Origin of the sequence: Paenibacillus pinihumi DSM 23905 = JCM 16419, assembly GCF_000422505.1 — a bacterium.
GTDB lineage: Bacteria > Bacillota > Bacilli > Paenibacillales > Paenibacillaceae > Paenibacillus_D > Paenibacillus_D pinihumi.
Map to the genome: position 1 here is coordinate 614,935 of NZ_KE383865.1, position 20,269 is coordinate 635,203.

The 20,269-nt window shown below is 49.3% G+C and carries 19 protein-coding genes; 15 read left to right on the forward strand and 4 right to left on the reverse strand.

What is annotated here, in order from left to right; all coding sequences use genetic code 11:
• The first annotated feature begins 13 nt into the window (after positions 1 to 13).
• The 4 genes from odhB (at position 14) to H583_RS0123095 (ending at position 5,065) form a co-directional block, all read left to right on the forward strand.
• A complete protein-coding gene (gene odhB / locus H583_RS0123080; protein WP_028562545.1) occupies positions 14 to 1,249 on the forward strand; it encodes a 2-oxoglutarate dehydrogenase complex dihydrolipoyllysine-residue succinyltransferase in 1,236 nt (411 codons plus the stop codon).
• Positions 1,250 to 1,374: 125 nt separating this feature from the next.
• The gene (locus H583_RS0123085; protein ID WP_028562546.1) at positions 1,375 to 1,884 is read left to right on the forward strand and encodes a DNA-deoxyinosine glycosylase; all 510 of its coding nucleotides are present in this window, start codon (positions 1,375 to 1,377) and stop codon (positions 1,882 to 1,884) included.
• A gap of 107 nt (positions 1,885 to 1,991) precedes the next feature.
• Positions 1,992 to 2,666: an SOS response-associated peptidase gene (locus H583_RS0123090; RefSeq protein ID WP_028562547.1), complete on the forward strand. Its 675-nt coding sequence runs from the start codon at positions 1,992 to 1,994 to the stop codon at positions 2,664 to 2,666.
• Between the two features lie 248 nt (positions 2,667 to 2,914).
• A complete protein-coding gene (locus H583_RS0123095) occupies positions 2,915 to 5,065 on the forward strand; it encodes a DNA topoisomerase III (protein WP_028562548.1) in 2,151 nt (716 codons plus the stop codon).
• Between the two features lie 22 nt (positions 5,066 to 5,087).
• Here H583_RS0123095 and H583_RS0123100 read toward each other — a convergent pair whose 3' ends face one another.
• Complete coding sequence (locus H583_RS0123100; RefSeq protein ID WP_028562549.1) at positions 5,088 to 5,720, reverse strand: TraX family protein; 633 nt, start codon at positions 5,718 to 5,720, stop codon at positions 5,088 to 5,090.
• A gap of 337 nt (positions 5,721 to 6,057) precedes the next feature.
• On the opposite strand from H583_RS0123100, the gene H583_RS0123105 reads away from it, so the two are divergent.
• From H583_RS0123105 to H583_RS33985, 3 genes are all read left to right on the forward strand, one after another.
• Complete coding sequence (locus H583_RS0123105; RefSeq protein WP_028562550.1) at positions 6,058 to 6,513, forward strand: GyrI-like domain-containing protein; 456 nt, start codon at positions 6,058 to 6,060, stop codon at positions 6,511 to 6,513.
• 32 nt (positions 6,514 to 6,545) lie between these two features.
• Complete coding sequence (locus tag H583_RS0123110) at positions 6,546 to 7,109, forward strand: GNAT family N-acetyltransferase (protein WP_028562551.1); 564 nt, start codon at positions 6,546 to 6,548, stop codon at positions 7,107 to 7,109.
• A 202-nt stretch (positions 7,110 to 7,311) separates the two neighbouring features.
• The gene (locus tag H583_RS33985; protein ID WP_051236863.1) at positions 7,312 to 8,478 is read left to right on the forward strand and encodes a glycosyltransferase family 4 protein; all 1,167 of its coding nucleotides are present in this window, start codon (positions 7,312 to 7,314) and stop codon (positions 8,476 to 8,478) included.
• Here H583_RS33985 and H583_RS0123120 read toward each other — a convergent pair.
• From H583_RS0123120 to H583_RS0123130, 3 genes are all read right to left on the reverse strand, one after another.
• Complete coding sequence (locus H583_RS0123120; RefSeq protein ID WP_028562552.1) at positions 8,441 to 9,463, reverse strand: YkvI family membrane protein; 1,023 nt, start codon at positions 9,461 to 9,463, stop codon at positions 8,441 to 8,443. The genes H583_RS33985 and H583_RS0123120 overlap by 38 nt on opposite strands.
• Before the next feature lie 167 nt (positions 9,464 to 9,630).
• Complete coding sequence (locus H583_RS35585) at positions 9,631 to 10,332, reverse strand: hypothetical protein (protein WP_051236865.1); 702 nt, start codon at positions 10,330 to 10,332, stop codon at positions 9,631 to 9,633.
• A gap of 199 nt (positions 10,333 to 10,531) precedes the next feature.
• On the reverse strand, positions 10,532 to 11,398 hold the full coding sequence (locus H583_RS0123130) for a DUF6612 family protein (protein ID WP_028562553.1): 867 nt from the start codon (positions 11,396 to 11,398) through the stop codon (positions 10,532 to 10,534).
• 479 nt (positions 11,399 to 11,877) lie between these two features.
• Here H583_RS0123130 and H583_RS0123145 point away from each other — a divergent pair, with 479 nt between their 5' ends.
• The 8 genes from H583_RS0123145 to H583_RS0123180 all read left to right on the forward strand — a co-directional run bounded on the left by H583_RS0123145 (position 11,878) and on the right by H583_RS0123180 (position 20,257).
• On the forward strand, positions 11,878 to 12,447 hold the full coding sequence (locus H583_RS0123145) for a xanthine phosphoribosyltransferase (protein ID WP_028562554.1): 570 nt from the start codon (positions 11,878 to 11,880) through the stop codon (positions 12,445 to 12,447).
• Positions 12,448 to 12,537: 90 nt separating this feature from the next.
• Positions 12,538 to 12,864 carry a hypothetical protein gene (locus H583_RS0123150; RefSeq protein WP_028562555.1) on the forward strand — a complete coding sequence of 109 codons (327 nt, stop codon included), beginning with the start codon at positions 12,538 to 12,540 and terminating at the stop codon, positions 12,862 to 12,864.
• Between the two features lie 103 nt (positions 12,865 to 12,967).
• Complete coding sequence (locus H583_RS0123155; protein WP_028562556.1) at positions 12,968 to 13,183, forward strand: hypothetical protein; 216 nt, start codon at positions 12,968 to 12,970, stop codon at positions 13,181 to 13,183.
• 372 nt (positions 13,184 to 13,555) lie between these two features.
• On the forward strand, positions 13,556 to 14,929 hold the full coding sequence (locus H583_RS0123160; protein ID WP_028562557.1) for an ABC transporter substrate-binding protein: 1,374 nt from the start codon (positions 13,556 to 13,558) through the stop codon (positions 14,927 to 14,929).
• A 105-nt stretch (positions 14,930 to 15,034) separates the two neighbouring features.
• Positions 15,035 to 15,919, forward strand: coding sequence for a carbohydrate ABC transporter permease (locus tag H583_RS0123165; protein ID WP_028562558.1), 885 nt, complete (start codon positions 15,035 to 15,037; stop codon positions 15,917 to 15,919).
• On the forward strand, positions 15,919 to 16,746 hold the full coding sequence (locus H583_RS0123170; protein WP_028562559.1) for a carbohydrate ABC transporter permease: 828 nt from the start codon (positions 15,919 to 15,921) through the stop codon (positions 16,744 to 16,746). The genes H583_RS0123165 and H583_RS0123170 overlap by 1 nt, the downstream gene beginning before the upstream one ends.
• 75 nt (positions 16,747 to 16,821) lie before the next feature.
• The gene (locus H583_RS0123175) at positions 16,822 to 18,669 is read left to right on the forward strand and encodes a sensor histidine kinase (RefSeq protein ID WP_028562560.1); all 1,848 of its coding nucleotides are present in this window, start codon (positions 16,822 to 16,824) and stop codon (positions 18,667 to 18,669) included.
• Entirely contained in the window at positions 18,641 to 20,257 is a 1,617-nt protein-coding gene (locus H583_RS0123180; RefSeq protein ID WP_028562561.1) for a response regulator, read from the forward strand. The genes H583_RS0123175 and H583_RS0123180 overlap by 29 nt, the downstream gene beginning before the upstream one ends.
• Positions 20,258 to 20,269: the final 12 nt, after the last annotated feature.

The window sequence follows — 20,269 nt, forward strand, 5'->3', positions numbered from 1 at the left end:
GGGGCACTACACAATGTTTGAAGTTAAAGTTCCACAAGTCGGAGAATCGATCACAGAGGCAACCATCTCGCAGTGGCTCGTCAAAGAAGGAGACCAGATCAGCGCTGGTGATATTCTTCTGGAACTGGAAACCGATAAAGTGAACATGGAGGTTACGGCAGAGGCAAGCGGTGTCGTATCCAAAATTATCAGACAAACGGGCGACAATGTAAAAGTCGGCGAAGTAGTTGCACAGATTACAGCAGGTGGCGCAGCAGCACCTGCTCCACAGGCTGAGCCGGCGAAGGAATCCGCTCCGGCGGCCCAGCCTGAAGCTGTGAAGGCAGCTCCGGCAGCCGAACCTGTCAAGCAAGCCCCGGCCGCATCGGAAGCGTCCGTGGTCAATGCGAGCCCTTCCGCAAGAAAGCTGGCAAGAGAGAAGGGGATTGATCTGAATCAGGCACTGGGCAGAGTCGGTGCGGGCGATATTGCTGCTGTCAGCAATGCGGCTCCGGCAGCTCCTGCGCAGCCTGCAGCGGTTCAAGCCCAAGCTCCGGTACAGGACGATCCGACTGTTGAGCGCGTGAAGATGTCCAGACGCAGACAGACGATTGCCAAGCGTCTTGTAGAAGCGCAGCACACAGCAGCGATGCTGACCACCTTTAATGAGGTCGACATGACGGCCATCATGGACGTGCGCAAGCGCCGCAAGCAATCCTTTGCTGATAAGCATGATGTAGGGCTTGGTTTCATGTCCTTCTTCACCAAAGCGGTAATCGGCGCCCTGAAGCAGTTCCCGCTGCTGAATGCGCAAATCGAAGGCGATGAAATTCTTATGCACAAGCGCTATGATATCGGTATCGCGGTTTCAGCTAAAGAAGGTCTTGTTGTACCTGTTGTCAGAGATGCCGAGCGTCTCAGCTTTGCTGCAATTGAGAAGGAAATTTCCGGGCTGGCCCAGAAGGCTCGTGCCAATACATTGGCATTGTCTGATCTGCAAGGCGGAACCTTTACCATCACGAACGGCGGTATTTTTGGTTCCCTGATGTCGACACCGATTTTGAACGCTCCGCAGGTAGGAATTCTCGGCATGCACAAAATCCAGCTTCGTCCGATAGCCATCGACAACGAGCGTATGGAGAATCGTCCGATGATGTACATTGCCCTTTCCTACGATCACCGCATCGTAGATGGCAGTGAGGCAGTACGCTTCCTCGTAACCGTGAAAGAGCTGCTGGAAGATCCGGAGTCGCTCTTGCTGGAAGGCTAAGCCCTATTGAAATATAATATATAAGAAGACCTGTCTTCCCCACGAGGGGTGACAGGTCTTTGCTTCTATAAGGCCCTGTCCGGCATTCATTTGTTCAACTTATACAGGAAGGAGGCGGCATATCAATGAAGGCAAACAGCAAGGAAATTGAAGGATTCAAGCCAGTTGCAGACCAGTCGGCCGTTATTCTGATTCTGGGTTCCATGCCGTCAGAGGAATCACTGCGCCGGCAGCAATATTACGGCAATCCGCGCAATCATTTTTGGCCGATTTTGTTTGCGCTTTATGATCAAGAGCCCATTAGTGAATACGGGGATCGGATCGCCTTTCTAAAGTCCAAGGGCATTGCCTTGTGGGATGTGCTTGCCCGCTGCCGCAGGGCCGGGAGCCTGGATGTCAACATTACCGATGAGCAGGCGAATAACTTTTCGAATTTCTATGCCGCCCATCCAAACATTAAAGCGGTGCTGTTCAATGGAACAAAAGCGGAGAGCGTCTACCGCAAGCAGGTGGGTCTGGACAACGAGCGGACTTATCTTCGTCTTCCTTCCAGCAGTCCTGTGCCTGGCAAGTACAATTTGACACTGGAGCAGAAAATTGGGGCCTGGCGTGATTTGCTTTTGAACATTCAATAAGGCGGGAGAAAAAGCCCTCTGAGATCATTGAAACAAAAACAGATGCATAGTAATGGGCCTGTCTACAAATAATGGACATTAAATGCCAACAAAGGTGGTCTATTACTATGTGTGATCGTTTTTCTCTTCATGTCCGGACAGATGAGCTTCAGGATAAATATCAGGTACAGCGCATTGAGGGCGAGTACAGGCCACGCTATAATATAGCGCCGACCCAGTCTATTCCGATTATTGTACAGGGCGAGGGACAGCGGCAGCTTGTTGAGGCACGATGGGGGCTGTTTCCTTTCTGGGCCAAGGATTCAGTGAATGCGGATTTTGGTTCTGTGAGCAGCAAAAAAATATTTGACCGCATCATCAAACGGCAGCGGTGCCTGATCCCATGCAGCGGATTTTACGGATGGCATATGGAAGGAAAGGACAAACAGGCGTTTCATATTGTTATGAGGGACCAGAAGGTGTTTGCCATGGCTGGACTATATGAGACGCGTGTGGACCCGCGCGGCAAGCTGCACCGGAGTTGTACCATTGTGACCGCAATGGCCAATACAATTGTCTCTTCTTACCACAGCAGAATGCCAGCTATTATGGATGAAGAAGAGCAGCTGCGCTGGCTGGACCCGGATATGACGGACCGCTACATGCTGGAGAATCATATCTATTCCTATCCCGCTTCCGCAATGCGCGCCTACCCGGTGACTCCGCTGTCCCATAATGAGGAGCTGGAAGCGCCTGAATTAATTGAGGAGTTCAGTCCGTCGCTTGCACTCGTAAAGGAGTGACGTGAGAATCGAAGAGTATCCAGGCTTTTAAGCTGTGCCGCATCCGGGATGCGGCTTTTTTGTTTTCATTTTCTCTTGCTGCCAAGAGCGGTTACATAAAAGTCCTTTCCTTTTTTGACAATCCCGCCCTCTTGCCGGATAATACGTAATGGTGTCTATAGACGGACGCGGACGACAGATGTCCGGTCTGATAAGTAGTGGGGAAGCGGAATCAGCTTAAGAAATGAATGAGCACAGGAGAGGTGTCAATGAAATCATTAGTTCTTGCCGAGAAGCCGAGCGTAGCCAAAGAACTGGCACGTGTGCTGGGATGCGGGCAAAAGCAGAAGCATCATTACGAAGGGCCGCAATATGTGGTAACCTGGGCGCTTGGCCATCTGGTTACACTGGCGGAGCCGGAGGATTACGATAACAAATATAAAAGCTGGAATCTGGAGGATTTGCCGCTGCTTCCGGAGCGGATGAATCTGAAAGTGATGAAGGAGACATCCCATCAATTCCGCGGGGTGGCCCAATTATGCAAACGTCAGGATATCAAAGAACTGATTATTGCTACGGATGCCGGACGGGAGGGAGAACTCGTCGCCCGCTGGATTATGGAGCTGGTCAAATGGCGCAAGCCTTACAAACGGCTGTGGATTTCCTCGCAGACGGACAAGGCAATCAAGGACGGCTTCCAAAAGCTGAAGCCGGGCAAGGATTATGACAATCTGTATGCTTCGGCGGTATGCCGGGCAGAGGCGGACTGGCTGATCGGACTGAATGTAACGCGGGCACTTACCTGCAAGTACAATGCCCAGCTTGCCGCAGGCCGTGTCCAGACGCCGACGCTTGCGATCATGATGGACCGGGAAGCGGAAATTTCCTCCTTCCAGTCCAAGCCGTATTGGACGCTCGCAGCTGATCTAGGGGGCTTCCAGGCGATTTGGAGAGAGAAAGACGGACATGACGGACGTGTATGGGACAAGGCGAAAGCGGAGCAGGTGGCAGCCAGATTGAACAATGCCAAGGCCCGTGTCGACAAGCTGAAGACGTCGGATAAAGCTGAGCCGCAGCCGCTGGCCTATGACCTGACTGAACTGCAGCGTGATGCGAACAAACGGCTCGGCTTTTCAGCCAAGCAGACTTCAAATGTGCTGCAGCGTCTTTATGAGCAGTATAAGCTGGTCACCTATCCGCGTACCGACTCCCGTTATTTGACGAGCGATATGGTGTCAACACTCAAGGGCAGGCTGGAGAGCATTGCGGTTGGGCCATACACGGCTTTGGCCCGCAAGGCGCTTAAACAGCCGCTCAAAGTAACGCGGCGGATTGTCGATGACAGCAAGGTCACCGATCACCATGCCATCATCCCGACGGAGCAGTATGTGAATTTAAGTGCGCTGGGCAGTGACGAACGGCGTCTGTACGATCTCATTGTAAAGCGGTTCATCGCTTTATTTTATCCGGAGTACCGGTATGCGGAGACAAGTGTCGTTATCAAGGCAGGCGAGGATTTGCTGTTTGCCAAAGGCAAGGTTGCCAGAGACCAGGGTTGGAAGGAGGTCTACGGCAGCCATACGTACAGTGATGAGGACGATGACGAGACACAGGCTGAGCCTGATTCTTCCTCACAGCAAATTTTGCCTGAGCTGGCACAGGGACAGCTGCTTACTGTCCGGAATGCAAGAGCGCGCGAGCTGAGAACGACACCGCCGCCGCGTTATACAGAGGCGACACTGCTGGGCATGATGGAGAAGAACGGGCTTGGAACACCTGCTACCCGCGCAGACATTATCGAGAAGCTGCTCGGAACAGATACGATTGAACGTCAGGGCAACCGTCTTAGTCCGACAGGCAAGGGCAAGCAGCTCATGGAACTGGTTGTGGATGAGCTGAAGAGCTCCGGACTGACAGCGCAATGGGAGCAGGAGTTGGAGCGGATATCCAAGGGCAAGGGAGATGCGAAGCGGTTCATGGACGGCATCCGCAAGCAGACGGTGGACTGGGTTGGAGCTGTCAAACGGGAGACGAAGGAGTACAAGCCGCATAACCTGACCCACTCCAGGTGCCCGGAATGCAGCAAGCCGTTGATGGAGGTCAAGAGCAAGCGCGGCAAGACGCTCGTCTGTTCGGATCGTGAATGCGGCTACCGGCGGGCTGCAGAGCCGAGATTGTCCAACAAGCGCTGTCCGCAATGTCGCAAGAAGATGGAAATCCATGAGGGCAAAGCCGGGAAATATGCGCAATGCCGGCCTTGCAATTTCGTAGAGAAGCTGGACGGGGAGCGTGGCGGCGGCAAAGCGGACCGCAGGGAGCAGCAGCGCCTGGTACAGAAGTACAGCGACAATGAGACACTATCTTCAAGTCTTGGCGATGCGCTCAAAGCTGCGCTGATGAAGCAGGATAACCAGGATTAAAAAAGCGGCGGCTGGTCAACGATTAATAATAGACCAGCCATTCCCTGATCAGGTATAGCACAATAAGATGCGCAGGGTAAAAGCTCAGCCAGATCCAACGCGGGGGGCGCAAACGGTCAAAGCTGTTGTACAACTGGGGCGTGTAGATCAGAGTGGCGGTGCTTATCAGACTATATATCTGTATCACCCAGCCCTTATGAATAATAACTGCAATATTAATCAGGGCATGCAGTGAAAGCTGCAAGCGGCTTTTGATATACCGGTAGATCAGTACGAGTGCAAGGCCGTAGTAGCCATAATCAAAGTTCATCAGCTCCAGCGCCACACCCGCTGCGATGGTGACGGCTCCGCCTAAAATAACAGACTTGCTCTTGTCAATAGCCAGGAGCACGAGCAGCGAGACAAACAGCGCCGCAATAACGTTGATGCCATCGGCTTCAAGGGCCAATTGAAATGGAAGCTGGGAAATTGCGGCCAATAAGGCTAAGCGGATCAGGTAGTTTCGGATGTTGGATGTGTGGTAATAACCCATGACAAGGGCAAACGCATAGATCGGGAAAGCAATGCGCCCGATAATGCGCAAAGCGGAGTCATCGTTGAAGAACACAACTCCGATATGATCGATTAGCATTGTAATCATGGCGATAATTTGCATACAGCACCTCGTTATTCGGATTTGGCAGGCTGGTTCCGGCCGCTCGAAGCATACAAATAACTTGACTACTATCATAGCATAAGCCTGAGCGGCTTGCCTTCGCCCGGCAACCGCACCGGCATATTGCAGCAGTGCCCGAAATGCAACTGCACAACGTTCATGAGGCACTGTGCGGGAGCAGGAACGGCGCTGCTGCCATAATCCGGATAGCGCATACATTCAATATGACTTGCAGTAGCCGTCAATCTATGAGTACAATGACAAAGGAACCAAGTTCCGTAAGTGCCCTTGCAGCTTGAACCATCCTTGTCAAAACAAAAGCCGGGAGGATTGCGCGATGGACAATTGTATGTTGGTGAAAAAGCCCTCGCTTCATTTAGCGGGAATCAGTTACTCAGGTCCGTATTCCAGTTTTCCTGATGAGGTAATACGACTGCGGGATGAATTCCTTGCCAGAAAGCATGAGCTGGGGAGCTATTCCAAGTCAACCGCTTTGTATTGCCCGTATTACGGAAATGAGGTTTTTGCCACTTACTGGGTATGCTATGAGGTAGGCCAATTGGAGCAAACGCCGCCGGATATGGTGCAGTTTACAATTCCCGGGCACAGCTATGCGATGATAAGCTGTACGACGCAAAGATTTGGCGAAGGTTATGAACGCCTGATGGCCTGGATGAAGGAAACAGGACTGAAGAAGGTTGAACAGGCAGTAGGTATTGAAGTGTATCATTTTGACGAGCACCTGGAAGAGGAGCTTGTCGAAATTCTGATTCCGGTCGATCAGCCGGATTAATAAATGGTGAAGGCGCAAAGTGAGGGAAGAGGATGCCGCATCTGATTGGAGAACGAATTCGGCTTCGTGAATACAGGCGTGAGGATCTGCTCCCAATGCGGGAGTGGGTGAACGATCCTGTGATTACGGAAAGCCTGTCGGATACCTTTTTGTATCCGCAGACCATTCAGGACACAGAGGCTTTTATAGAAGGAGCCATGGAGGGTGCGGGAGGACACCGGGGGTTCATTATTGCCCACCGGCATACCGAGGATTACATTGGACAGATCGACCTGTTTGAAATCGACTGGAAAAACCGGGTAGCCGAGCTGGGCCTCGTTATCGGCAGCCAGGTCAATCAGGGACGGGGCTATGGGACAGAGGCGATTAGGCTTCTCCAGCGGTTTGTCTTCCAGAGTCTGAATCTGAACCGGTTGCAGCTGGAAGTGTATGACTATAATCGTCCTGCACTCAGATGCTATGAGAAATGCGGCTTTATCGAAGAAGGCCGCTTAAGGCAAAGACAATTCCGCAACGGAGGCTACTGTGATCTGATACTGATGGCCATACTGCGGGAGGAATATGAGAGACAGGAACAGGTGCAGCGGACGTTATAGGCGTCAGCGGCACCTGTTTATGTGTTGGCTGCAAGGCTGCAGTGCCCATTTATGCATCCAGTATATAATTCCAGCGCAACAACGCTTATAATAAATAGAGAAGCTTTATCATGATATGGCTGCTATATAAGTTGAACCGAATCTTTCATCCAGCAGGAGAGCTTATAGAGCGGCTGCAACTGGCGTGATTGGAGGAAATGCCTTGGATATACTGCAAGCTTTGTTTTTCCCTCCCGAACAGCCTGGAGGGGTGTCCTCCATGGTTCCCTATATACAGGATCGTTTTAATAAAATGAACTGGCAAGTGGAACTGTTCTCGATCCCCAAGCGGGTGAGGGGTAAGGGACAGGAGGAGGTCGTGTTCGAGACCTTCGATGTGAGGGAGTTTGAGGGCAATAGTACGATCGATAAATATTTGCAAACCTTTCGGGATTATGTATGGTGGACGCGGCTGAGGATTCATAAAAGCTATGATCTCATTCATGCGCATCATCCGATAGCAGCTCTGGTGATGAAACAGCTGTTTCCGGATACGCCGCTGCTGATGACGATTCACTCCAGTTATGAGCGCGAGCTCATCCTGAACGGCAGAATTGAGGAGGGCGGAGCGGAGCATCGCTTCCTGACGGCGATATATAAAGAACTGGAGGCGAAGGCAGACAGGCTGCTGACGGTATCTGAATCCTTCCGTTCGTATCTCGCTCCCCATCTGAATAACCCGGAGAACATCAGAGTCATCCCGAATGGATTCGATGAGAAGCGCTTCCGGCCGATATCCCACGAAAATGAAGTGCCGCAGCTCATTACCGTATGCCGGTTAGTTCCGGCGAAGGGGCTGGATGTACTGATGCATGCCTGTGCGGATCTTAAGCGCCGCGGCAAGCCGTTCGTCCTGCATATAATCGGGGATGGACCAATCCGCGAGGAACTGGAGCAGCTTGCGGTCGAACTGGACTTATATGATGATATTATTTTTTACGGGTATATGCTTCACCCGGAGGAATTCATGCCATTCTTTGATATTTTCGTGCTTCCCTCCCGGGCAGAGGCATTTGGCTCCGTATTTGCGGAGGCTGCATTGTGCCTGCTGGCTCTGGTCGGAACCCGTGTAGGGGGAATTGCCGAGCAGATCGAGGACGGTATCAACGGCTTGCTTGTGCCGCCGGAAGACCCGATTGCACTTAGCAATGCACTGGAACTGATGGTATCCGATCCGGCATACCGCTATAATATGGCCCGTGCAGCCTGGAATAAGGCCAAACAGGTCTACTCCTTACAGCGGGTTATTGCACAGCTTAAGGAGGTTTATTCGGGATACATGCCATCTGTGCTTAACGACGCACAATCAGCGCCATCCAGCCCAGACTGATCAGGCCGAAGATCGGATACAAGGTAGACAGCAACGTGCCGAAGCCGAACTGGCTAAGCAGAAAGCTAAGAAACAGAACCATGAGGATAATGAAATCCTGCCGCCATTTGAGATGCTCCTGAAGCTGGACAGTGAGGCCATATACATTAGCAATCAGTGAAGTAAAGATTTCAGAGAAAATAAGAAAAATAAAAACCCATTGAATCCCATGCCCGAGCTGCCTGGCTATGCCTCCCATTGGAATGGCGTACTGGGTAATGCCGGGCATATTTGCCGAGAGGGTGATATGTCCGACAAGGAGCATAAACCCGATTCCGATCCCGCCAATCCAGGCGCCGCCGATAATAGCGCTGCGGTCTTTCATTTTGGCGCCCAGAGGGACGAGCACGGCTTGACCCAGCGACAGGTTATAGGCGGTATACAAAAAGGGGGATGCCCAGGCTGCCCAAGGGGAATAATCATTGACCAGATGAAGCCACCGTCCGGAGTTTGGGGTATCCAATGTCTTGAACAACATAATGACTGTAAAGAGCAGCATAATGGGGGCGACAATGGAATTCACTGTCAGGATGGCCTTGAGCCCTTTTCGCAAAACAAAAAAACAGGCAACAAGCGTTAGTATAAGCCCGGTCTGATAGGAGATGTTCAGATGCTCGAGGAAGATGGAGCCGGCACCGGCCAGCATAACTCCTGTTACACCGAGCAGCACAATCATCATGAAAATACTGACGAACTGTCCCAGACGGTCCCCGAACAGATTCCGGTTCAAATCCTCATAGGAAACAGCGTTAATTTCAGCTGCGAGCAGCATCATTTTTGCACCAAGCCAAATAAATATACAAGTAACCACCAGAATGGTAAAGGCGCTGATAAATCCGAAGCGGGTAAAAAATTGCAATATTTCCTGGCCGCTTGCAAAGCCTGCGCCGACGACTGTCCCCATAAAGGTAAGTCCGATCTGCAGCATTTTCCCCAGATTCCGCAATTCCTGTCCTCCTCTTCAAACACACTCTATAAAAAGGTATGTCCAAATAGGGACAAGGATGACTTGTACACAAAATAAAAAAACCTTCGCGTCTGTCTGGAAGCCAGAGGGTGACCGGTTCCATGAGGCAAAGGTTTTTTGGAATAACTGCATCTATAAGCCGAGTGCTAGGCTTGGACAAATAATTTGATCGAAGTGACCTCATTATTTTGAGGATCAAGGTCGAGCTTCAGGAAAGCGCCATCGGCCTTGTAGCCGAGCGTGTACGTATTATGGTTGCTTGGCTTGCCCAATGCCTTGATGGCATCCTCGCCAGGCTGGCCGATTTTCAGTCCGTTCAGATCCGTCTTCACTTCCGAATCAAAAATCTCTACGAATTTGACCTTGTTCTTCGTATCGAATCCGACCCAAAAGCCTTTGTACTCACTTACATAGCTTGTTTCCTTTTGTTCCTCCATTGTGAACTCTTCCTCGGCTTTGCCATACTGTGCAATTACCGAATCCTTGCTGTCGCCAATCGCGATGCCGAGCAGCTTGGGCGACTTGGTGTTCCAGCCTTTGTCCTTGTCACTTTTGCTTTTGCTGATTTTGTCCACTGTGCTGGCAGCAGTCTCACCGATTCCGGGCGTCTTGGGACTATCCTCGGGAGGGGTAATCATGTCGGAAGGATCAGGCTTGTTTTCCTGGCTATTATAAGCCTGCTGCGGGCTGTTTTGATTCTCCTGGTTGTTAGGCCCGGCTGTATGTACGGTCTCTGCTGTCTGATCTCCGTTCAGGTTGGCAGGCTGCTCGACTGTAGCGGAACACCCGGCAGCGAGCGCAAGGCTGACTACAGCAGGAGCAATCCAAAATATGGATTTTTTCTTCATAGGTAGGACACCTCCTTGCCACATCCATTTGCGTATGCATGCTTTATTATACTTAGACGGTAAAAATGCCAAAAAGTTTCATGAAATTTTTCCTGGCTCAACATTTAAGCTGATCTTTTTTGTTTAAGAACAAAACGCCAAGGCTCTGACTGGCAGAGCCTTGGCGTTGAAGTTTTGGGGCTTTACGTTATGCTAAAAATTATTGGCTGGAAGCTGCTTTCAATGCTTCTTCAGGCACTTTGATTTCTTCAACAGCATTATGCTTGGAGAAGATATTTTTCATATCCATATCCATGACGACTTTTGCACCGTCCTGCTCCATTTCCAGCACCGCTTTCACGTCTGTACGGGTAGGCTGGTAAGTCTCTTTATTTACTGCACTGACAACCGTCATGCTTTTAATGGTCATAGCTTCCATCATGGCAGCAGCTTGCTCATTTGAGCCAGCCTGGTTCAACAATTCTTTGCCCATCTTCATCAGACTGTCCCCGGAAAGCTCGGCAGTAAGCACATACTCATTGCCTTCTTCGGCAACTTTAGTATCTGTAGCAATTTTTTTGTATTGCTCGAATTGCGCCTCAGGCTTCATGGAAGATTCCATGCTTGCCAGCATTTGATCCTTCATCTCATCCGGAAGCTTCACCCAGGTTCCGTTGGTTTGAGCGTAGATGCCTTCAGTAGTGATATATTGGGAAACGTTTTGATCACCCTGATCGGTTTTTATTTGCATCTCCTGGAACATTTGCACCGGTTCTCTGACCATGTCGGACTTCATCGACAGCTCAATATTTTGCTCCTGCTGCTCTCCGCCTTGTGAAACCACGATGTTTTGTTTCATTTGAGTTTCCATCGCGAAGCTTTTCAGCTCTGCGCCGGTTTTGGCCATTTTGTCAAACAGTTCTTCAGCCGAAGGCAGCGAAGCGGATTGGGTGTCTCCTGCGCCTTGGGTTTGTGTATTGCTGCTGGCAGGCGTATTGCCGGTTGTACCTTGTTGTTCCTTCGCTCCGCAAGCTGTTGCTCCTAACAGCAACGATGCAGCCATGAGCAGAATTGCTAATTTCTTCATTTTTGATTTCCCCCTATGTATTTGGACTCTTTAAAGAGAATACCCAAATTCAGTACGTTCAAAAAAGAGTAAATAGAACTAATTCCATAGATAAATGGTCCTGTTTGACAATTTTTGCATCAATTTCATAGGAATAAAGTAGGTGATTATTGAATTGGTTCACTAGGAAGCTACCTTTTTCCAAATGCTCACCGGACAGATTGGCGATCAGCATATATTTGAAAATATATGACCCGAGTCATGTACTTTTGATCAGTGAGGATCAAATTAAAGTGCATAAATATGTGGTTGTCAAAAGCAATTATAAGCGCATGGTTTGAAGGAAGATGCAATGGAATGACCTCTCTTTCATCCAAAAAGAAATCCACGCAAAAAGTTATCAAAATAAAGCGCTTAATATGGAGGAAAAAGTTGCGGAAAGGTTGTATCTATGGTACTTTAACGGAAAGAATTGTAGGAATTGAAGGGAACGTGAACTTATGGATATTTTAAAAGAGAGAATACTTCGTGAAGCGTCAATCTTATCCAGCGATGTGCTGAAGCTGGATGGGCTGCTCAATCATCAGGTCGATCCGGAGCTGACGATGCTGATGGGGCAGGAGTTTGCCCGGCGTTTTGCGGAGGATAACATTACAAAAGTCATTACTGTGGAGTCCTCAGGCATTCCGATCGCCTTTGCGACAGCGCTGACTTTGAATGTGCCGCTGCTCTTTGCCCGCCGCAAAAAAACGCTGATTGCTGAGCCTGATGCGCTGAGCGAGCGTGTCCCTTCATTTACGAAAGGCATTGTTACAGATATTATGGTTTCACGGCAGTATTTGAGCGAGGGGGACCGCGTGCTGTTCATTGACGATATTATCGCCAACGGCGATGCGGCACGCGGCTTGATCAAAATTATTGAACGCTCCGGCGCAAGTCTGGTAGGGCTCGGTATCGCCGTAGAGAAGGCATTCCAGGCCGGAGGCCGCACGATCCGCGAGCAGGGTATCCGTGTAGAATCGCTCGTGCGCATCGCTTCGCTGGAGGGCGGCACGATTTCGTTCGTGTAAATCAAAGTTTCCAGAGATTCGTCTCTTTCCACGGCGGATGTTTTCATCTATAATAACAAGTAATTGGCGTAAAAAGGGAGGCAGAAGGATATGGATAAATTAGAAATCTCGCCAGAATTTTTTTATACAAAATTGTCCGATGCCAAAATTCATTTCGAGCGTGCTCTCGATTGCAAACATACTGAGTTCGACACTTTGTACCCGTATATGATTGAGCATCCGCAGTTTTTCTGGTATAAACGTTATGTCGCATGGTCTGAATTATTAACGGTTGTGAAGCTGTGTGAGGAATTGCAGTTGAATTGGCGTGACCAGTTCACTGAGCGCCAGAGCGAATATATTGCCAATCGCGTCATGTCGTCACGCGTTCTGGATGAATGGTACGAAACGAATGACTCCAAGGAGCATGTAGGCTAAGCTGATCAGCATTATACGGTATATGATACGGAAGAGACCTAGCGGGCCGTGTGCGGCCCAAGGGTCTCTTTGCTTATACTTAATTGAACAAAGGGGTGGAGTTATGCTTTCAGATGAACAACTGGATGCCTTCAGAGTACAAGGAACGGCTGTCAGGGTCGTGCGCGATCATATAGAGGGAAATGATGTATATGGCATAGTGGTGGCCTGGAATGAGGAGCAGGTCATGATCCGCAAGAAAAGCCGGCGGATTGTCAAACTGAGCCGCAGTTACCGCTATGAGCCTGCTTCAGAAGAACGAAGCGGCCCGGTGGAATAAAAAAATTAACACCATGAGGGGAAGTTGCCTGATCATCGAGCGGGATGGTCAGGCTCTCTTTATGGACAAGTCAGCCCGGTGGTAATCACACAGCCTCCATTTAATTGAAAAATAAAGCGCTATCATGGATAATGAGTATGAAAATATAAAAAATGGATGATTTTATGAGTTATATAAAATAACATATGAAATTATACTTACATATTTAGTTATAAATAATAACGCTTGTTGTTATGATCAAACGGTTACATTTTATGATTTAGATGATTTTATCCCCCTAATAGAAATTTATCCTCCTTACCAAATTCACGCGCTCTTCCTACAATTAAAAGTGTACCTTAAACCAACCGATCTTGAGGAGGTCTTGAAATTATGAAGAAAAGTTTGGTGCTGCTGCTCTCGCTGATCTTCGTTATAATGCTTGCGGGCTGCGGCACTAGTGGCAATGGAAATAAGCCCGGCAGCGAAGGCCAGCAAACTGCAGGCAACGGGGATCAGGGCGGCAAGACAAATAATGAGCCGTTCGAAATTACGATTCGTCATACTCAGGTAGGGGAGTCCAAGAAATTCCGTCTGGCTTTGCTGGAAGATGTGGTCAAAAAGACAGAAGCCGCTGTTCCAGGCTTGAAGATCAAGCTTGATGGCGTGGACTCTGAAGTAAACCGGAAGGAAAGGCTAAGAGGTGAAATGGCTGCTGGCAAGCCGCCGGAAATCTTTGATGTCATGGGCAGTCCGGATGCGGAGCTTTATGCGAAGGAAGGCCTGATGCTTGATCTTACTCCTATTCTTGAAGAGCTGGGACTGACAGAAAAATTCACAACTTTGGTACCGTTTACGCATGACGGAAAAATATACGGCATTCCGATTGGCGGTTCGATTGAAGGCTATTTTTATAATAAAGAGTACTTTGAACAAAAAGGCTACCAGGTTCCAAAAACATTGGCAGAGCTGGATGATCTTGCAGCGAAAATCAAAGCTGACGGCAAGTTCCCGTTTGCCCAAGCTTCCAAAGATGCATGGATTCCGCTGATGACAACGAACAATCTGTGGTCCTATTATGGAGGCCCTCAAATTACGTATGGACTCAAGACCGGTGAATCCAAATGGACGGATGATAACATTGTGAAAGGGGTAGCCAAGCACCAGGAATGGGTACAAAAAGGCTACTTTAAAAAAGGCGAACTTGGCTTTGAATATGCACATATGAGAAACCAGGTTATTACCGGCGAAGCCGTCATGATGATGGACGGCTCCTGGGCCAACTCGGTATTCAGAGACCCTGCGCAGGCAGGAGACATGGTTGGCAAAATCGGCTATTTTAATATGCCTCCGGTGAATGCCGGCGATCCTGTCGTCGTCATGCAGGATGCCAACAACGGATACGGCTTCTCAAGCGCAGTCGCTGAAGACCCGCGCAAGCTGCAAGTTGTGAAGGAGTTTATCCGGAATATGTGGACTGAAGAGATGCAGCTCCGCGGACTGAAGGAAGACGGCGTATTGCCGGCAATGAAGATGGATCTGGATCAAATGAAGACCGTTTCGGATGATCCGCTCATGCAGGATATTTTCAGAGCGGTAAGCGAAATCGGAACCTCCTTCCCGGCGTTCGACGCACTGGTGCAAGCTGAGGTGAACACAGCGCTCAGCACAGGCATTCAACAGGTAATCAGCGGCGATATTGATGCAGCGAAAATGCTGGAAAATGTGCAGGCTGTGCAGGATGCGGCCAACTCAGCTGCTCAATAACCCGCCGTTTATAATGAATGGGCGCCACCCGCCTTAAGGCATGTGGGGGCGTCTTTTTTTTCAAAATAAAATGCCAGAGTCCTCAACCATTATGCGGAGGTTCCCATGAATAAAGCGCTTAGAAATCCTCTGATTTATATGTTGTTCATCCTGCCGGCTTTTATATTGTTTGTCGCTTTTTTCATTTATCCGATTGTTACAGCGGTCAACAACAGCTTGACGAGCTGGAACGGCATCTCCAAAACGATGACCTATATCGGAATGGACAACTACGCCACAGCCGTTCAGGATAAAATTTTCTGGTATTCTGCACGCAACAACGTGTATTTTATTTTGTTCTCCTGCTTGATTCAGGTTCCGGCCATCGTCTTCTTCTCGTTGCTTATCGCAAATGTAAGAAGGTTGAAGGATCTTTACAAAACGGCTATCTTTTTGCCTTCTATCATGTCTACAGCAGTCATCGGCATTTTGTGGGGGTTCATCTATAATCCGGATTTTGGGCTGATGAATGAATTTCTCGGCTTGTTCGGTATCGAGCCGGTCTATTGGCTGTCGGACAAAAATTGGGCGATGATTGCCATCCTGATCACGAATGCCTGGCAGTGGACAGGTTTTTACATTGTCATGGTGCTGGCGGCTATCCTCTCCATACCAAAAGAGCTGGATGAGGCAGCGGCTATCGACGGTGCGACAGGCGTTCAGAGAGCGACAAAAATTACGCTGCCGCTCATTATGCCGATTATTTCGGTCGTGGTGATGCTCAGTATTGCCGGGGCTATGAAGGCCGCAGATATTGTGCTGGTTATGACCAAGGGCGGTCCTGCCGGTGCGACAGATGTTATGGCGACGTATATGATCCGCTATGCGATTACAAGCTTCAAGCACGGATTCGGGAATGCGATTGCTGTACTCATCTTTTTGTTCACGATCATTATTACGGTCCTGTACCAATTCCTCATCGCCAGACGGACGGAAAGGATTGAATATTAATGAGAACGTTCAAAAAGACGATTCCGCATATGTTTCTCATGGGCTATCTCCTTATTATTTTATATCCGTTCCTGTTCGTCCTGTTCTCATCTGTCAAAACGAACAATCAGGATATTGCTTCCAATCCGTTCGGGCTGCCTTCTTCCATGTCGTTTGACAATTACGTAAATGCCTGGGTCAATGCAAAAATCAGCACCTATTTCTTCAACAGTTTGTATATCGGCGTGCTGGCGGCATGCATCTCGATTTTGCTGGCTGCAATGCTGGCCTTTGCCGTTACCCGGATGCGGTACAACCGGATCAGCAAAATTGTGTTCCAGCTGGTACTGATCGGCATGCTGATTCCAAACAACTCATTGCTGCTCCCGATCTATGGAATGATGCGCCAGTTAAATGTACTTGATACACATATGGCGCTGCTGCTGCCGTATGTGGCCAATGCGATTCCGTTCACGGTTATTATTTTGGCGGCGTTCATGCGTTCCCTTCCTGGCGAAATTGAAGAAGCTGCGGTAATAGATGGATTGAGCTCTGCCGGTCTGTTTGGTAAAATTATTATACCAATTACTATTCCTGCCATTGTGACCGTATTTATTATTAATTTCCTGGGCAACTGGAATGAATTTTTACTTGCGAATTACTTTCTTTCCGACGATAAGCTGAAGACGCTGCCGGTTGGAATGGTCGGCTTCAGGGACGCCTACAATACGAATTACGCCCAGATGTCTGCGGGAATTGTGTTCAGCGTCCTGCCGGTGATTATCATTTATGCCATTTTGCAAAAGAAAATTATCGAAGGCGTAACGGCTGGCAGCGTCAAAGGATAGCCGCGGGTTGAACCATCCGGCAGTCACCCTTGGACCCTCACAATTGCCAGTACACCCACGGGGAGCTGCTGCTACTTGAATCTGCGTGTTAAAGTCATGACGGCATTTATATCACTTGTCATCATTCCGTTATTCATTCTCGGAATCATTACATTTGTCGTTACCTTCCGGTCAATTGAGCTGAAGTACACGCAACAGGCGGAATATTCGCTCAAGGCAATCGGATACAGCATACGAAGCGTTTTTAATGAAATCAACAATTTGTCAGATAACGGCATTGCCAAAGGGGTATTTCAGGAGGCACTGCTGGCAAATGACCCGGACGCCCAGGACTTGACGGCGACGACCCAGCTTGAACTGAATGCCAATCAGAAAAATTTCCGCTCGCTGCTATACACCCATCCTGCGATCGATTATGCATTTTTGTATAATGCTTACGGTCACCGGGGTTCTAACGTCATTACGATTTTCAACAAGGAAAATTTCCGGACGCTGCCCTATGAGAAGTTTCAGGAGCATCCTTTGTACAATGAAATTTTATCGCTAAATGGGATGCCCAAGTGGATTGCTCCTTACGAATACACGGATTTGACCGGATCGGACAAAGTATTCGCGCAAATTCGGCTCATCAAAAATTTGACCAATTTCAAGCGCGTCGGTATTCTGGTAGTGCAGATTAAAAATTGGGAATTTGAGAAAATATTTCAAAATTTGAAGCTGGGCAGCAGCATGAAGGATACACGGTTCATGCTCGTCAATGATGAAGGGCTTATTCTGTATGATCATCAGTCGGAGCTGGATGGTCAGCTGCTGCAGCCCCATATCCAGCACAAGCTTCATCTGGACAGTGATTATCAGAGCTTCAAGGAGGATTTCGACGGGCAATTGAGTGTCATTTCGGTTCACAAGCTGAAAGGGTATCCGTGGCGGCTTGTATCGGTTACCTCCTGGCGCTATCTGTCACAGGAAGTAACAACTTTTGCGAAATGGTTTGCCGGTATTATTCTGGTCTGCGTCCTGACCGCAATGCTGTTCAATATGTTGTTCATGAACCGGATTACGGGCACAATCGGTGTTATCGTACGTTTTATGCGCAAGGTAGAGAGCGGCGACCTCGGGGCGCGCGTGGAGGAGAAAGGGGATGATGAGCTGCTGCTGCTCCAACAGGGCTTCAATAACCAGATGGATAAGATCAATGAATTGTTTGATCAGGTGAAACGGGAGCAGCTTCAAAAGGCCAATGCGGAGCTGAGGGTGCTGCAGGCGCAAATCAAGCCGCACTTTCTGTTCAACACACTGGAATCGATCAATGTGCTGGCCGTTCAGAACGAAGGGCGCAAGGTTAGCGAGATGGTGCTCAGGCTCGCGAGTATTCTGCGGATCAGTATCCAGGACAAGGAAGAAATTGAGCTTGGTTTGGAAATTGAGCATTTGCGCAGTTATCTGGAGATTCAAAAATTCCGCTTCGAGGAGCTGTTCGAGTACGAGATTGATATCCCGCAGGAAATGATGGGCTGCATGCTGCCCAAGCTGACGCTTCAGCCGCTGGTAGAAAACAGCATTCAGCATGGCTTCGAGGGCATAGACTATATCGGAAAAGTCAAGGTTACCGGGCGGATGGAGAAGGACCGGATTTTGCTGAGGGTCGAGGACAACGGCATCGGGATTACAAATGAACAGTTGACTGCAATGTCGCATGTGGACGGGGATGATCCCGCACTTCAGTCTTTGCAGCCGTATCCGAGCCATGAACGCCGGGGGCTGGGCCTCCGCAGCGTCTCAGACAGGCTGCGGATTCGCTATGGCAGCAGATATGGCTTGTTTATTTGCTCCTGGCCGGGACAAAAGACCGTTATTCAGTGTATCATTCCAAAACAGGAATCGGGTGATAATCATGAGACTGAAAGCTTTATTGGTAGATGACGAGGTGCATATTCTAAACAACCTGTCCAAGGTGCTGCCATGGGCCGATATGGGCTTTGAGATTATCGGATTGGCCAGGAGCGGTGTCGATGCGCTCGAGATGGCGGTACTGCACCAGCCTGACCTGATCCTGAGCGATATCCGCATGCCGGTGATGGATGGAATTACACTGGTGAAGAAGATCAGGGAGCAGGGGTTAACCTGTGAAATGCTGCTCCTGTCCGGTTACCAGGAATTCGAATATGCCAGAACCGCACTCCGGTATGGCGTCAGAGACTATATTTGCAAGCCGATCAACTATATGGAATTGGAGCAGACGGTACGAGACATTGCCCGGCAAATCGGTGAACAGCAAAAGAAGCAGGATACCGAGCAGCGACTGCAGGAGGTCGCTTCCCGGGTCAATGAAACTTATTTGCTGCATGCTCTGCTCGGAATTGAGCAGGAACCGGGAAATGCGCTGCGTGAGGAGGAGGATACTGCGGATGAGGAACGTTACGGAGTGCTGCTTGTTGATTTGGAGGGCTATGCCCACCAGTCGATGATGTGGACGATCCGCGAGCGGAAAGCCTGGAATCTGCGTTTGACGACCGTTTTAAAAGACATGTTGGCGCCGTTGATGAGGGAATATACAGTACTTCAGGTTCGTGAAGGGGAATGGTGTGTAGTATTTAACAATTCAGTAGCAAAGGGTGAAATGACAAGAGCCGGAATCGAGCCGGTCTATGAACGGCTGCAGAGCATCGCAGGTGAGAAGGAAGGCATGATCACCCGGATGTGTGTGGAGCACAATCTGTTCTCCCTGCATGAACTTGGTTCCGTCTATCAGAGAATGCAGCAGATGCTCATTCTCAGCCGGCCGGAGCAATGGTATGTGGATGTCTGTGCTGCTCAAATGAATACGGACGAACGGGAAGCAGGAAGCCTGCCGGATGCGGGAGAGCCGCAGTGGCTCTGGATTGAACAGATTGGCAGCGGTCTGCGCGGCGGTAATCAGGAGTTGCTTGTCCAAGTGATGTCCGAATTGAAAAGCTACGTTGGACATCTGAATGAGGGCCGGGTTGGCCGAATGGAGAAGGTGCTGCATTATTTGCTGATTCATTTGCTCCGTGAAATGCGTGAACTCCATATGTTGTCCGGAGAGCAGGAGGAAATGATCTGGCTCCGGCTGCAGGATTCGCTAAGCCTCAAGGAGCTGCTGTCGCTGATGATGTCACTCATTGAGCAGTCGAAGGAGTCTTTAATGGGGAAAAAATCTTCAGAAAGACTGATGATGGCTGCGCAAAGCTATATTCAGCAGCATTTGGGGAAGGACTTTGGCATTGAAGATATTGCTGATTATTTGGGTATCAGCTGCAGTTATTTTTGCCTGCTGTTCAAAAATTACTTTGGCGAAACCTTTGTCGAGCATTTGACCCGGCAGCGGATTGAAGCGGCCAAGAGCCTGCTCGGCGGCAGCGACAAATCCATCACACATATTGGATCTGTAGTCGGTTATCAGGAGCGCCGCTATTTTACGAAAGTGTTTCAAAAATATACCGGAATGACTCCTTCAGAATATCGGCTGAAGGAATCATCCGCAATTTAAATAAGAAGGTGA

What these genes read in the sequence shown, in the direction of transcription:
- odhB (WP_028562545.1), top strand. Translation starts at nt 14, where the DNA reads ATGTTTGAAGTTAAAGTTCCACAAGTCGGAGAATCGATCACAGAGGCA.
- H583_RS0123085 (WP_028562546.1), top strand. Translation starts at nt 1,375, where the DNA reads ATGAAGGCAAACAGCAAGGAAATTGAAGGATTCAAGCCAGTTGCAGAC.
- H583_RS0123090 (WP_028562547.1), top strand. Translation starts at nt 1,992, where the DNA reads ATGTGTGATCGTTTTTCTCTTCATGTCCGGACAGATGAGCTTCAGGAT.
- H583_RS0123095 (WP_028562548.1), top strand. Translation starts at nt 2,915, where the DNA reads ATGAAATCATTAGTTCTTGCCGAGAAGCCGAGCGTAGCCAAAGAACTG.
- H583_RS0123100 (WP_028562549.1), bottom strand. Translation starts at nt 5,720, where the DNA reads ATGCAAATTATCGCCATGATTACAATGCTAATCGATCATATCGGAGTT.
- H583_RS0123105 (WP_028562550.1), top strand. Translation starts at nt 6,058, where the DNA reads ATGGACAATTGTATGTTGGTGAAAAAGCCCTCGCTTCATTTAGCGGGA.
- H583_RS0123110 (WP_028562551.1), top strand. Translation starts at nt 6,546, where the DNA reads ATGCCGCATCTGATTGGAGAACGAATTCGGCTTCGTGAATACAGGCGT.
- H583_RS35585 (WP_051236865.1), bottom strand. Translation starts at nt 10,332, where the DNA reads ATGAAGAAAAAATCCATATTTTGGATTGCTCCTGCTGTAGTCAGCCTT.
- H583_RS0123130 (WP_028562553.1), bottom strand. Translation starts at nt 11,398, where the DNA reads ATGAAGAAATTAGCAATTCTGCTCATGGCTGCATCGTTGCTGTTAGGA.
- H583_RS0123145 (WP_028562554.1), top strand. Translation starts at nt 11,878, where the DNA reads ATGGATATTTTAAAAGAGAGAATACTTCGTGAAGCGTCAATCTTATCC.
- H583_RS0123150 (WP_028562555.1), top strand. Translation starts at nt 12,538, where the DNA reads ATGGATAAATTAGAAATCTCGCCAGAATTTTTTTATACAAAATTGTCC.
- H583_RS0123155 (WP_028562556.1), top strand. Translation starts at nt 12,968, where the DNA reads ATGCTTTCAGATGAACAACTGGATGCCTTCAGAGTACAAGGAACGGCT.
- H583_RS0123160 (WP_028562557.1), top strand. Translation starts at nt 13,556, where the DNA reads ATGAAGAAAAGTTTGGTGCTGCTGCTCTCGCTGATCTTCGTTATAATG.
- H583_RS0123165 (WP_028562558.1), top strand. Translation starts at nt 15,035, where the DNA reads ATGAATAAAGCGCTTAGAAATCCTCTGATTTATATGTTGTTCATCCTG.
- H583_RS0123170 (WP_028562559.1), top strand. Translation starts at nt 15,919, where the DNA reads ATGAGAACGTTCAAAAAGACGATTCCGCATATGTTTCTCATGGGCTAT.
- H583_RS0123180 (WP_028562561.1), top strand. Translation starts at nt 18,641, where the DNA reads ATGAGACTGAAAGCTTTATTGGTAGATGACGAGGTGCATATTCTAAAC.